Origin of the sequence: Shewanella putrefaciens (assembly GCF_016406325.1) — a bacterium.
Lineage (GTDB): Bacteria > Pseudomonadota > Gammaproteobacteria > Enterobacterales > Shewanellaceae > Shewanella > Shewanella putrefaciens.
In genome coordinates this window covers 212,640-227,171 of the sequence record NZ_CP066370.1, presented here as the reverse complement: position 1 = coordinate 227,171, position 14,532 = coordinate 212,640, and the positions used below count along the sequence as shown (strand labels likewise).

Below are 14,532 nucleotides of genomic sequence, written 5' to 3'. Positions count from 1 at the left end.
TAACCGCCTAATTTGCAGGGGTAAATATATTAGGCAGTCATTTCGGCAATTTTGAGTTTCCAGGTTTGTGGCCCGGTTTCGTGCACATTTCCGCCGAGGCTGTCCACGGCGACAGTCACTGGCATATCTTCAACATCAAACTCGTAAATGGCTTCCATTCCAAGATCTTCAAAGGCGAGGATCTTGGCTGACTTAATCGCTTTTGCCACTAAGTATGCGGCGCCACCGACAGCCATCAAATACACGGCTTGATTTTTCTTAATCGACTCAACCGTAGCAGCACCACGCTCCGATTTACCAATCATACCCATTAAGCCCGCTTGCTCTAGCATCATATCGGTGAACTTATCCATGCGGGTCGAGGTCGTTGGGCCTGCAGGGCCTACCACTTCATCACCTACAGCATCCACTGGACCGACGTAGTAGATAAAACGATTCTGGAAATCAACAGGGAAGGATTCTCCCCGTGCAAGCATGTCTTGAATACGTTTATGGGCAGCATCACGACCGGTAAGAATTTTACCTGAGAGTAAGACGGTTTCACCAGAGCGCCACTCAGCGATATCGGCTTTTGTAAGTTTATTTACATCGACTCGACGCACATTTTTACCGACTTCCCAGGTTACCTCTGGCCAATCGGCAAGCTTAGGTGGCGTTAACTTAGCTGGCCCATTGCCATCTAACGTAAAATGCACGTGCCGCGTTGCCGCACAATTCGGAATAATACAGACAGGTTTGGATGCCGCATGTGTCGGCGCGGTTTTGATTTTGATATCCACAACAGTGGTCATCCCACCTAAACCTTGCGCGCCAATACCGAGTTTATTAACACGTTCAAAAATATCTAAGCGCAGCTCTTCTTCGGTAGTCTGTGCTCCCCGCTCCTGTAATTCGTGGATATCAACAGAGCCCATCAACGCTTCTTTTGCCATCAATGCCGCTTTTTCGGCCGTACCACCGATGCCAATACCCAACATGCCAGGAGGACACCAACCCGCGCCCATTAGCGGTACGGTTTTTTCCACCCATGCCGCAATATCATCCGATGGGTTTAGCATTGCCATTTTGGTCTTATTTTCTGAACCGCCGCCCTTGGCCGCGATCATAATATCAACCTTATCACCGGGAACCATTTCGATATGGACGACCGCAGGGCCATTGGTATTCGTATTTTTACGCGCGCCAGCAGGATCTGAGACAACCGACATCCGCAATGGATTAGTTACGCAGTTGTAGGCTCTTTTTGTGCCTTCATCAACCATTTCCTGTACCGTCATATCGGTATCCCACTGCACTTGCATACCAATTTTGACAAAACAAGTCACAATGCCCGTATCTTGGCAAATAGGACGCTTACCTTCTGCAGCCATTCTCGAATTAATCAATATTTGAGCAATAGCATCTTTAGCCGCGACACTTTTCTCGGCGTGGTACGCCTTTTCCATCGCACGAATAAAATCCAGTGGATGATAGTAAGAGATGTATTGAAGCGCATCTTCGATACTGTCAATAAAATCGACTTTCTTTATAGTTGTCATAACGTTCCCTTGTATTTATTTACAGCAAGCTAGAGCGGGGGGAAGAGTTACCCCGCCCGACACATGATTAATATAGCCCGATCACTTTCCACCAAATTCCGCCCACAAGGGTCCAAATGGCAATTTGTAAGAGTCCCATGGCAAAACCCACACTCCACCATTTAGGCAGCGACACATGACCCGCGCCAAAAAGGATAGGTGCAGGGCCTGTTCCGTAGTGAGTACCACACGCATATAAATTAGAAGTAAAACCAAAGATAAGTGCAGCTAAAAGACCAGGGGCCCCCAGCTGTATCGCCACAGCAAGAAACACAGAGTAAAGTGCAGCAACATGAGCGGTTGCAGATGCAAAAGCGTAATGGATATAAAAGTAGATTAATACCAACGAAAACAGTGCAACTGGCCAATCTAACCCGCTCAGGTTAGTCGCGATATTGGTGCCGAACCATGTGATTAAACCTAGTTTGTTTAGGAAGGTTGCCATCATCACCAACGCAGAAAACCAAACCAGCGTATTCCAAGCCCCTTTTTCCTTCAGCACATCATCCCAACTCAACACATTAGCAGTGACAAGTATAATTAAACCAACCATAGCAGCCGTTGTACCACTGACACCAAGTGCAGGACCACCAATCCACAGAGCAATCAAGGCAATAAAGGTCCCCAGTGTAACCCACTCAGTTAGCTTCATTTTGCCCATATCAGCAAGCGCTTTTGCAGCAATCTGAGGGGCTTGTGGAGTAGATGTAATGCTCGGTTTATTTAGCATGTAAGCAAATAATGGCATTAATATCAGTGCGATAATTCCTGGCACTAATGCAGCTAAAGCCCATTGACCCCAAGTGATCTCCACTCCCATATCCGCAGCTAATTTAGCCGCGAGTGGATTCGCAGCCATACCAGTTAAAAACATAGCGCCAGTGATAGTGGTGCCATGAAAAACTGTTGTCATCAAGAAGCTGCCTAGCTTACCTGACGTCCCCTCTTCCGCTTTTGAACCATAAGCATCTGCGACTGAGTTTGCCAGAGGGAACACAATCCCACCTGTCCGAGCGGTATTAGATGGAATCGCTGGCGCTAAGATCAAATCTGTTAACAGCAAGCCATAGGATAGACTCAGTGTTTTTTTGCCAAGTAATCTCATAAATACAAAACCAATGCGCGCTCCCAGCCCGCTCTTGATAAACGCTCTTGAGATAAAAAAAGCTGTCACAATTAACCAAATAACATCATTAGAGAACCCGGTCAGCGAGTCTTTAATTGTTAATGTTCCAGTCAATGCCGTTATTGTTATTCCCCCGATAGCAACGGCACCCATTGGAATAGGCTCTAGGATAAGACCTAACACAGTTGCAGCGAAAATGGCTAACAAGTGCCAGGCAGTTGGATCAACGCCCGCTGGTACGGGAGTCAACCAAATTCCACCACCTACTGCCAATATAATCAGCCATGAGATGATTTTTTTATTCATGGTAAGCACCAATTTAAATTTATTTGAAGTTATTGCTGCACAATGGTGAAACATCATCGTTTTCCACTGCTACAACATAGGTTTGAGTTACGCTGTAACCTTAACCAAAATCGAAAATTAAATAGGCGAGGGGGAGTTTTATGTAACTTTGTTTGTTTTTTGTTTCTTAAAAGTAGTTATGTAACTTTTTATGAGGATTAAGAAGCCACAATGGCAGCCTTAACATAAAGATAATGCTTACACTTTACTGAATGGATTTTGGATCCTGATCGGGATCATTGGTATTGCAAGGGCCGGTGGGGTTATTCATTGAGATGTAAATAAGGTTGTTATCCTTGATGGTAATAGTGTGATCTATTCTTCGCGTCACAATCAAGATAACTTCAGTAGATTGCTAAAAATAGGCCCACACTCAACCACAGTCTGGGCCCTGAACATTATGACAAAATAATCGCTATGGCTACATTAGTCAATTTCGATATCCACACCGAAACGATTAGATAGTTGACGTTGCTCATGCAGAATTTCAATTCGCCGACGAGTATCTTGAGTCAACTTATCCTTAATCCGCAACCCACTGGCAATAGCGACTTTTTTAGCTTTTTTGCTCTTCATTGGCAAATCAGTTACCGTTACTCCAGTAGGACTCTCAATGACATGTGATTCGATAGACATGGCTAACTCCTTTAATTAAAGCCTCAATCGGCTCTTCCAGTAAATTTCTGCTCTAACGAACAAACAGGTCATTTTCAATGAGTCAACTCATCATTAAACCTTTAATGATTTAATTCGCTAAGAATATGACGACTCATAAACTTACGCCAAACATAACTCACCCAAGCAAACAAGATTGAAGCGCATGCTAACGGTGTACAAATGAACAAAACGTAAGGCATATGAAAAACAGCGCGTTAACTCATTGAGACAAAAGAGCCTTAGACTAGGCTCCAATTCATCGATGAAAAGCGGCATGCTACAGATAAAGAAAAAACAGGTGGTAATGCAGAAAGGTTGACAAACTCGAGCGGCAAAGCCGCTGTTGCACAACAATTAAGCCATGCAACAGTACTACATCTAGCCTAGATTTACGACTTATATGGCATAGCACCAAGGTAATCTTTCTTTCCAATTTCAACACCATTATGGCGCAAAATTGCGTAGGCTGTTGTTATATGAAAGTAAATGTTCGGGATAGCATGCTCAATGGCAAACTCATAACCTGTCAGATATTTTCCTTCCCAACGTGGTTGTGAAACATGAATTACCGCCGCATTAGCAAAATCCTCCGCTTTAAACGTCGCTAAGTAATCTAAAACTGAGCTAATACGTGCTTGTAACTCAGCCAGCGTCGTTTCGCTATCATCATGCTTTGGCACTGTATCCAAGTTATCTGTCAAACGTGCTACGCCAATTTTGGCTGTATCACAGGCAATTTGAACTTGGCGAATAAGGTTAAATTGATCTGGAGCTAAACGGGAGTTTAACAGCACCGCCATATCGACTTTCTTGAGGTTTGCGAAGCATTCGCCCTTTTCAAGAATAACGCTTAAGTTTTTTAGCATCTTGCTAAATTGTACAACCGTTAAATCATAAAGCATGGCATGGACCTCGGTGGTGGACGCTACAAAACTGCAGCACTTCATACTATCTTGGGGCAAATTACTCAATTTCAATTGTCTTTAGAATTTAAGTGTTCACTTAATTATAAAAGCATCAAGATAAACACAACAAAGAAAGCGAAACAATGAAAAGAGTTCGAAACTCACCCAAACCGATATAATCACTAGCTCGAGAAGGTAGAAAAATACAATATCAGCATAACCGATAATACTATCAAGGATAAAAGAGGGAACCTTGGGCACCTTATCGGTGCTCATTTTCATTTATTTTACAACGAAAAAAGCCTCATCTTTCGATGAGGCTTATCTCTTAATGTTGGCGGAGCGGACGGGACTCGAACCCGCGACCCCCGGCGTGACAGGCCGGTATTCTAACCAACTGAACTACCGCTCCTTTAGTCTAACGTTTGCACGTTAAGCTAAATTAGGCGCTTGGCGATGACCTACTCTCACATGGGGAGACCCCACACTACCATCGGCGCGATTGCGTTTCACTTCTGAGTTCGGGATGGGATCAGGTGGTTCCACAATGCTATTGTCACCAAGCATATTTGGTTTTAAACAAGACTCGAGAGCGCACTGCGTGCTGCTAGATTCTAGGAACTAAAACCTGCTCTTATCTTATTTAATAATTCGGAAAACTGATTGTTTTTTGAGTCCACACTTCATTAAGTGTTTATATTCTGTCTAAGCTCACTTTGCAGTAAAACCCATCTGGGTTGTATGGTTAAGCCTCTCGAGTCATTAGTACATGTTAGCTCAACGCCTCACAACGCTTACACACCATGCCTATCAACGTCCTAGTCTCGAACGGCTCTTTAGTGGACTTATAGTCCAAGGGATGACTCATCTTGGGGCTCGCTTCCCGCTTAGATGCTTTCAGCGGTTATCGATTCCGAACGTAGCTACCGGGCAATGCCATTGGCATGACAACCCGAACACCAGCGGTTCGTTCACTCCGGTCCTCTCGTACTAGGAGCAACTCCCCTCAATCATCCAACGCCCACGGCAGATAGGGACCGAACTGTCTCACGACGTTCTGAACCCAGCTCGCGTACCACTTTAAATGGCGAACAGCCATACCCTTGGGACCGACTTCAGCCCCAGGATGTGATGAGCCGACATCGAGGTGCCAAACACCGCCGTCGATATGAACTCTTGGGCGGTATCAGCCTGTTATCCCCGGAGTACCTTTTATCCGTTGAGCGATGGCCCTTCCATTCAGAACCACCGGATCACTATGACCTACTTTCGTACCTGCTCGACGTGTATGTCTCGCAGTTAAGCTGGCTTATGCCATTGCACTAACCGTACGATGTCCGACCGTACTTAGCCAACCTTCGTGCTCCTCCGTTACTCTTTGGGAGGAGACCGCCCCAGTCAAACTACCCACCAGGCACTGTCCCTAACCCCGATTAGGGGTCTAGGTTAGAACATCAAAACTACAAGGGTGGTATTTCAAGGACGACTCCATCAGGACTAGCGTCCCAACTTCATAGTCTCCCACCTATCCTACACATGTAGGTTCAATGTTCAGTGCCAAGCTATAGTAAAGGTTCACGGGGTCTTTCCGTCTAGCCGCGGGTATACGGCATCTTCACCGCAATTTCAACTTCACTGAGTCTCGGCTGGAGACAGCGTGGCCATCATTACGCCATTCGTGCAGGTCGGAACTTACCCGACAAGGAATTTCGCTACCTTAGGACCGTTATAGTTACGGCCGCCGTTTACCGGGGCTTCGATCATGAGCTTCTCTTGCGATAACCCAATCAATTAACCTTCCGGCACCGGGCAGGCGTCACACCGTATACTTCCTCTTGCGAGTTTGCACAGTGCTGTGTTTTTGATAAACAGTTGCAGCCACCTGGTATCTGCGACTCCCGTCAGCTTAGAGAGCAAGTCTCATCACCAACAGGAGCGTACCTTCTCCCGAAGTTACGGTACCATTTTGCCTAGTTCCTTCAGCCGAGTTCTCTCAAGCGCCTTGGTATTCTCTACCCGACCACCTGTGTCGGTTTGGGGTACGATTCCCGCTAACCTGAAGCTTAGAAGATTTTCCTGGAAGCATGGCATCAACTACTTCAGTCCCTTAGGACCTCGTCATCAGCTCTCAGTGTATAGCAACCCGGATTTGCCTAAGTCACCCACCTACCACCTTAAACGCGGACTACCAACGCCGCGCTAGCCTAGCCTTCTCCGTCTCTCCATCGCAGTTAGCGGAAGTACAGAAATATTAATCTGTTTCCCATCGATTACGCCTTTCGGCCTCACCTTAGGGGTCGACTCACCCTGCCCCGATTAACGTTGGACAGGAACCCTTGGTCTTTCGGCGAGGGGGTTTTTCACCCCCTTTATCGTTACTCATGTCAGCATTCGCACTTCTGATACCTCCAGCGTGGGTTACCCCTTCACCTTCAACGGCTTACAGAACGCTCCTCTACCGCGCAACCCTAATGGGCTGCACCCGTAGCTTCGGTGGTATGTTTAGCCCCGTTACATCTTCCGCGCAGGCCGACTCGACTAGTGAGCTATTACGCTTTCTTTAAATGATGGCTGCTTCTAAGCCAACATCCTAGCTGTCTAAGCCTTCCCACATCGTTTCCCACTTAACATACACTTTGGGACCTTAGCTGACGGTCTGGGTTGTTTCCCTTTTGACGACGGACGTTAGCACCCGCCGTCTGTCTCCCGAGTAGTACTCATTGGTATTCGGAGTTTGCAAAGGGTTGGTAAGTCGGGATGACCCCCTAGCCTTAACAGTGCTCTACCCCCAATGGTATTCGCTCGAGGCGCTACCTAAATAGCTTTCGAGGAGAACCAGATATCTCCCGGTTTGATTGGCCTTTCACCCCCAGCCACAAGTCATCCGCTAATTTTTCAACATTAGTCGGTTCGGTCCTCCAGTTGATGTTACTCAACCTTCAACCTGCCCATGGCTAGATCACCGGGTTTCGGGTCTACACCTTGCAACTAAACGCGCAGTTAACACTCGGTTTCCCTACGGCTCCGCTATTCGCTTAACCTCGCTACAAAATGTAAGTCGCTGACCCATTATACAAAAGGTACGCAGTCACGGTCTCAAGAACCGCTCCCACTGCTTGTACGTATACGGTTTCAGGTTCTATTTCACTCCCCTCACAGGGGTTCTTTTCGCCTTTCCCTCACGGTACTGGTTCACTATCGGTCAGTCAGGAGTATTTAGCCTTGGAGGATGGTCCCCCCATATTCAAACAGGATGTCACGTGTCCCGCCTTACTCGTTTTCATCTACGGTTAGTTTTCGTGTACGGGGCTATCACCCTGTGCCGCTGGACTTTCCAGACCATTCCACTAACACCCCATAGACTTAAGGGCTAATCCCCGTTCGCTCGCCGCTACTAGGGGAATCTCGGTTGATTTCTTTTCCTAAGGGTACTTAGATGTTTCAGTTCCCCTCGTTCGCCTCATGTAGCTATGTATTCACTACATGATGACCGCTTATGCGGCCGGGTTCCCCCATTCGGACATCGTTAGCTCAAATGCTTGTTACTAGCTCGCCAACGCTTTTCGCAAGTTACTACGTCCTTCATCGCCTCTGACTGCCAAGGCATCCACCGTATACGCTTAGTCGCTTAACCATACAACCCAAATGAGTTTCACTTGAATTGTTGCGACCAGCTGGTTTTACTTGTCTCACTTCTGACCAAAGAAGTGGACGCGCCTTAGACTTGAATATTCAAGACACTTAATAAAGTGTTTGAGAACTCAATGTTCAATGCTTTCGCATTAAACTTTTTGTAATTAATCACATGACAGACTCATGCCATTAATTACTATCAGCTTTCCAAATTGTTAAAGAACTACATCGACCTGCTAGAGGGATGTTTCGCTCTACCCGTCCTAAGACAGGATAAACAAGCAATCTGTGTGAACACTCAAAAGGTACACGGATGTACCGAATGTCGAAAATGCAGGAGCATTTTTCGACCAAGCATCGAGCTAGTCGTATAGGTAAGGAGGTGATCCAGCCCCAGGTTCCCCTAGGGCTACCTTGTTACGACTTCACCCCAGTCATGAACCACAAAGTGGTGAGCGCCCCCCCGAAGGTTAAGCTACCCACTTCTTTTGCAGCCCACTCCCATGGTGTGACGGGCGGTGTGTACAAGGCCCGGGAACGTATTCACCGTGGCATTCTGATCCACGATTACTAGCGATTCCGACTTCATGGAGTCGAGTTGCAGACTCCAATCCGGACTACGACGAGCTTTGTGAGATTAGCTCCACCTCGCGGCTTTGCAACCCTCTGTACTCGCCATTGTAGCACGTGTGTAGCCCTACTCGTAAGGGCCATGATGACTTGACGTCGTCCCCACCTTCCTCCGGTTTATCACCGGCAGTCTCCCTAGAGTTCCCACCATTACGTGCTGGCAAATAAGGATAGGGGTTGCGCTCGTTGCGGGACTTAACCCAACATTTCACAACACGAGCTGACGACAGCCATGCAGCACCTGTCTCACAGTTCCCGAAGGCACCAATCCATCTCTGGAAAGTTCTGTGGATGTCAAGAGTAGGTAAGGTTCTTCGCGTTGCATCGAATTAAACCACATGCTCCACCGCTTGTGCGGGCCCCCGTCAATTCATTTGAGTTTTAACCTTGCGGCCGTACTCCCCAGGCGGTCTACTTAATGCGTTAGCTTGAGAGCCCAGTGTTCAAGACACCAAACTCCGAGTAGACATCGTTTACGGCGTGGACTACCAGGGTATCTAATCCTGTTTGCTCCCCACGCTTTCGTGCATGAGCGTCAGTCTTTGTCCAGGGGGCCGCCTTCGCCACCGGTATTCCTCCAGATCTCTACGCATTTCACCGCTACACCTGGAATTCTACCCCCCTCTACAAGACTCTAGTTCGCCAGTTCGAAATGCTATTCCTAGGTTGAGCCCAGGGCTTTCACATCTCGCTTAACAAACCGCCTGCGCACGCTTTACGCCCAGTAATTCCGATTAACGCTCGGACCCTCCGTATTACCGCGGCTGCTGGCACGGAGTTAGCCGGTCCTTCTTCTGTAGGTAACGTCACAGATATAGCGTATTAAACTACACCCTTTCCTCCCTACTGAAAGTGCTTTACAACCCGAAGGCCTTCTTCACACACGCGGCATGGCTGCATCAGGGTTTCCCCCATTGTGCAATATTCCCCACTGCTGCCTCCCGTAGGAGTCTGGGCCGTGTCTCAGTCCCAGTGTGGCTGATCATCCTCTCAGAACAGCTAGGGATCGTCGCCTTGGTGAGCCATTACCTCACCAACTAGCTAATCCCACCTAGGTTCATCCAATCGCGGAAGGCCCGAAGGTCCCCTCCTTTCCCCCGTAGGGCGTATGCGGTATTAGCAGTCGTTTCCAACTGTTATCCCCCTCGACTGGGCAGATCCCTAGGCATTACTCACCCGTCCGCCGCTCGCCACCTCAGAAGTAAACTCCCTTGTGCTGCCGCTCGACTTGCATGTGTTAGGCCTGCCGCCAGCGTTCAATCTGAGCCATGATCAAACTCTTCAATTAAAGTTTTGTTGCTTCCGTCTTACGACTTCAGCTGCTCAATGAATTCTGATTTTTTGTTTCTCGCACTCCTTATAAAAGAAGCACTGAAACAAACTGTACATATTGCTATGAACACTCATTGTTACATTGATTTAATTCTTTGACTGCCAACCCTAAAGCTAAGCAGTTTCGATTAACTCAACACCTGTGAGTGTCCACACAGATTTCTTGTTTAGATTGTTAAAGAGCATCTCAGCCTCAACAGAGGACCTGAGCACCACACCGGTCGATTAACGCTTCCAGTTGGCTAGGGCTGCGTATTCTACGCATTTCCCTCATCGCGTCAAGGCGTTTTTGCAAACTTCTTGAGGCTTTCGAATCAACTGCACAATTTGCATTCGATTCGCACTGAAACCGCGCTCGCTTTCGCTGTCTGCCGTGTCAGTGGATGCGCATTATAGGCAGCGAAACTTTTTGTGCAAGCGCTTTTTAAAAGAAAAAAGATCGCATGGCGATCTTTTCTACAGCGGTGCTCTATTTACGCTCTATATGCTGTTTAATTCAGCTTTTTAGCGCCTTTATCGATAAAACTTTGGATTAGCGATACGGCTTTTGCGTCATCCCAATCGACAAAGGAGCGCACAAACGCGATCAATTGGCCATTTTGATCGAGAATAAAGGTTGCAGGAATGGTATCCAGTGGGAACACCTGCCCTAAGTTTTGCGTAGGATCGTAATAGGAATTAAAGTTTGCCATTCCTAATGATGTGAGAAAAGGCTGCACTTGTTGCTTACCACCAGCATCGATAGAGATAGGCAATAACGCAAACTGATCCGCTTTAAACTTTGTCGCCAAACGCTCAATTGCGGGCAACTCCCTTACGCAGGGTGGGCACCAGGTCGCCCACATGTTGACCATCACAACTTTGCCTTTGTATTGGCTGAAGTCGATGGATTTACCATCGACATCATTAAAAGGCGCAGGCTCAATCGGAAAAGCTTTAGGTAAAACACTGATCAGATCAATTGTGGATGTTACTGGATTTGTTCCCTGTTGCATCCCAGGATAGGCATGCACAACTCCAACTGTAAATCCTAATAAAATAGATGACAGCATAAAAGCTGTCGCTAATTTATGCTTCATTTGCTATTACGCTTTAGTAAGGCATCTAATGCTTGTTGATCTTCAGCGCTGATCTCCTGAGGTGTGTTGCCACTGATGCGCTGTTTGCGGATAAAAATATAACCAATCGCTAAGCCGATGATTAACAAACCTATGGGCCCTAACCAAAGTATATAGGTTTTGGCTTCCATTTTAGGTTTATACAGCACAAACTCACCATAGCGACTTGTCATAAACTCAATGATTTCGTCATCGCCTTTACCTTCATCGACCATTTTAAAAACTTCAAGCCGCAAATCACTGGCAACTGGAGAATTCGAATCAATTAAGTTTTGGTTTTGACACTGCGGACAACGCAAAGAGTGAGCGAGTGATAAAGCGCGCTTTTGATTATCCGGCGATTTAAATTCATAAGTATCGACAGGTGTAGCAATAGCACTGGTGACCATACTCAATACCAGCACTAACCCGCTTACTAATTTGAGTAATATTTTCACGATACATTATCCTTTGCTGCTTCTGCCTGTAATTGCTGGATCATTGGGAATAGTGTTTCACTCCAGACATTTTGATCAATAGGGCCTGCATAGCGGAAGCGAATAATACCGTTATGATCAACAATAAAACTTTCTGGAGCACCATAAACGCCAAGGTCTAGACCCAAGCGTCCATCTTTATCAAAGATATTCAATGTATATGGGTCACCTTGGCGTCTCAGCTCAGCGATTGCAGGCGCACGCTCATCCCGATAGTTGATACCGTATATGGGTAGAATATTTTTCCGCGATAACATATTTAAAAAAGGGTGTTCATATTTACAAGATGGGCACCAAGTCGCCCATACGTTGAGTAATGCTACTTTCCCTTTTAACTGTTCATTGGTAATCAGCTCATCAGGTGTTTCTAGACGTTCTAGCTGGAAAGCCGGAATAGGCTTTCCTTCTAGTGCTGAATCCAATTTTTGAGGATTCAAAAACAACCCTTTATATAAAAATACTCCCATGGCAAGAAATAGCACCAGAGGGATAAATAGAACCAACTTCTTCATATATTCCTCAACTATTGAGCGGTTGCCAGTTTAGCTTTATCTACTTGTGGCTTAACAATCGCCGCCACTTTTGAGCGATAACGCTTATCTGATGCAGCGAAGAAACCACCAATCATCATAAAAATCGATCCAAACCACAACCAACGGACAAAGGGTTTATAGTTCAAACGTACCGCAAACTCTGTTGCACTGATAGGGTCACCCATAGTCACATACAAATCACGGAACAGACCCCAATCAATACCAGCTTCGGTCATATCCATGGTTCGTACATTGTATTGACGGCGATCAGGCTTTAGCAGTGTTAACAATTTGTCATCTTTATAGATTTCAATTTGCCCCTGCTGAGCTGTGTAATTTGGGCCAACGACATTTTTTGTCTCTAAATACTTAAAGGTATAACCAGCTAACTCCTGGCTAACCCCTGGTCCCATTCGGACACTTTTCTCAACTGAATAGTTAGATACCATAGTGGCACCAATAACAGAGACGGCAATGCCGAAATGGGCCAAGATCATCCCAAATTGACTGCGCCCCATACGAGCAACACTAATATCACCTTCTTTAGGTTTAACAATATTATAAGCGGCTCTTGCCGTGGCAAGTATGATCCATACCGCCGCTGCAATACCAAATGCAACCCACGCGTTAAATGCACCATCAACTATAAATGGTGTCACTATCCCTATCGCGACAGAAATTAGAGCAGGGATCAGCAGTTGGCGTCTAAGCTCGCCGGCCTTCGATTTTTTCCAGCGAATAATTGGACCTACACCCATAAAAGCAAACAACACTAAAACAATAGGCACAAATACAGCATTAAAATATGGAGGCCCTACAGAAATTTTACCCATACCAAGTGCATCAATCAGCAGTGGGTATAAAGTGCCTAATAACACAGTACCTGTAGCAACAGTCAACAAAACGTTACAAATCAGCAGCATAGTTTCTTTAGACTTCAACTCGAAACGTGCTGGGCTACTCATTTCGCTGGCACGGAAAGCAAAGAGTGTTAAAGAACCACCAATGGCTAAACCAAGTAACAACAGAATGAACATACCACGGCTGGGATCCGCCGCAAATGAATGCACTGAGGTTAATACGCCAGAGCGAACAATAAAGGTACCAAGCAAGCTTAAAGAGAAAGCAAAGATGGAAAGCAATACCGTCCAGTTACGGAAGGCGCCGCGTTTCTCGGTCACAATCAAAGAGTGCACAAGCGCAGTACCCACTAACCAAGGCATGAAAGAGGCGTTCTCAACAGGATCCCAGAACCACCAACCACCCCAGCCTAATTCGTAATATGCCCACCAAGAGCCTAAAGAAATACCGCCCGTGAGGAATACCCATGCAGCCAAGGTCCAAGGACGAGACCAACGAGCCCATGCAGAATCAAGACGTCCACTCATCAATGCAGCAATAGCAAAAGCAAAGCTTACAGAAAAACCAACATAGCCCAAATACAGCATAGGTGGATGGAATATTAAGCCCACATCCTGCAGCATTGGGTTTAAGTCACGACCTTCTGCAGGCATGGGAAATAAACGCTCAAATGGGCTTGATGTAAGCAGCATAAACAAACTAAAACCAATCACGATTACTGCCAGAACTGCAAGTACACGTGCGGTGAACACTTCTTCTAAACCTTTACTGAATAAAGCAACAGAAGCGGCCCAAGTTGCTAATGAAAACACCCAAAATAGCAGCGACCCTTCGTGACCGCCCCATACGGCCGCAATCTTAAAGAAGATAGGTAACTGGGAGTTGGAATGATGAGCCACATAAGCGACGGAGAAATCATCAACAGCAAAGCTATAACCAAGTGAAACAACGGATAAACTGATAAAAAAGAACATTCCGTAAGCTAACGGCCAAGCATACCTCACAAGATATTGATCTTTACGGGCAACACCAATAAGGGGAACGCTGACGAGCAGAAAGGCAAAAGCCACTCCGATTATCAACGAAAAGTGTCCAAGTTCTGGGATCATGGGTTTTCCTCAGTCTCTAATAATATGTTGATCTAGAACGACTCTACATCAACGCACAACATGTTATTCACACAAACGTACAAGATTTGGTTCATTTTAGTATTTGCTATTGTTCCTGTCTGCCTATTTCATACAAAACTGGGTGACTTGTCTCATTACTCAAATATTGAGAAAACCGCCGCATAGAACGATAGTTCTGCATGTGACAGATAAAAGGCACTTAAGTTTCA

8 protein-coding genes, 1 tRNA gene and 3 rRNA genes are annotated in these 14,532 nt (G+C 46.2%); all 12 read right to left on the bottom strand.

Annotation, left to right across the window (positions count from 1 at the left end; all coding sequences use genetic code 11):
- Positions 1–29 precede the first annotated feature (29 nt).
- Entirely contained in the window at positions 30–1,538 is a 1,509-nt protein-coding gene (locus JEZ96_RS01065; protein WP_025008002.1) for a fumarate hydratase, read from the bottom strand.
- A 67-nt stretch (positions 1,539–1,605) separates the two neighbouring features.
- Positions 1,606–3,009 carry an anion permease gene (locus JEZ96_RS01060; protein WP_011787596.1) on the bottom strand — a complete coding sequence of 468 codons (1,404 nt, stop codon included), beginning with the start codon at positions 3,007–3,009 and terminating at the stop codon, positions 1,606–1,608.
- 465 nt (positions 3,010–3,474) lie between these two features.
- Positions 3,475–3,684, bottom strand: coding sequence for a hypothetical protein (locus tag JEZ96_RS01055; RefSeq protein WP_011787595.1), 210 nt, complete (start codon positions 3,682–3,684; stop codon positions 3,475–3,477).
- Positions 3,685–4,094: 410 nt separating this feature from the next.
- Positions 4,095–4,607, bottom strand: a complete 513-nt coding sequence (locus tag JEZ96_RS01050; RefSeq protein WP_014609597.1) for a DUF1993 domain-containing protein — start codon at positions 4,605–4,607, stop codon at positions 4,095–4,097.
- A 338-nt stretch (positions 4,608–4,945) separates the two neighbouring features.
- Positions 4,946–5,022 (bottom strand) — tRNA-Asp (locus tag JEZ96_RS01045).
- 36 nt (positions 5,023–5,058) lie between these two features.
- A 5S ribosomal RNA gene (gene rrf, locus JEZ96_RS01040) occupies positions 5,059–5,174 on the bottom strand.
- A 177-nt stretch (positions 5,175–5,351) separates the two neighbouring features.
- A 23S ribosomal RNA gene (locus JEZ96_RS01035) occupies positions 5,352–8,244 on the bottom strand.
- Between the two features lie 374 nt (positions 8,245–8,618).
- Positions 8,619–10,161 (bottom strand): 16S ribosomal RNA (locus JEZ96_RS01030).
- Together the 16S, 23S and 5S rRNA genes with 1 tRNA gene alongside form the textbook arrangement of a ribosomal RNA operon.
- A gap of 535 nt (positions 10,162–10,696) precedes the next feature.
- Positions 10,697–11,284, bottom strand: a complete 588-nt coding sequence (locus JEZ96_RS01025; protein WP_025008841.1) for a TlpA disulfide reductase family protein — start codon at positions 11,282–11,284, stop codon at positions 10,697–10,699.
- Positions 11,281–11,760, bottom strand: coding sequence for a heme lyase NrfEFG subunit NrfF (gene nrfF / locus JEZ96_RS01020; protein ID WP_011787592.1), 480 nt, complete (start codon positions 11,758–11,760; stop codon positions 11,281–11,283). Before nrfF ends, JEZ96_RS01025 begins: the two co-directional genes overlap by 4 nt.
- Positions 11,757–12,311 carry a DsbE family thiol:disulfide interchange protein gene (locus JEZ96_RS01015; RefSeq protein WP_011787591.1) on the bottom strand — a complete coding sequence of 185 codons (555 nt, stop codon included), beginning with the start codon at positions 12,309–12,311 and terminating at the stop codon, positions 11,757–11,759. The genes nrfF and JEZ96_RS01015 overlap by 4 nt, the downstream gene beginning before the upstream one ends.
- Before the next feature lie 11 nt (positions 12,312–12,322).
- On the bottom strand, positions 12,323–14,302 hold the full coding sequence (locus JEZ96_RS01010) for a heme lyase CcmF/NrfE family subunit (RefSeq protein WP_011787590.1): 1,980 nt from the start codon (positions 14,300–14,302) through the stop codon (positions 12,323–12,325).
- Between the last annotated feature and the right edge of the window lie 230 nt (positions 14,303–14,532).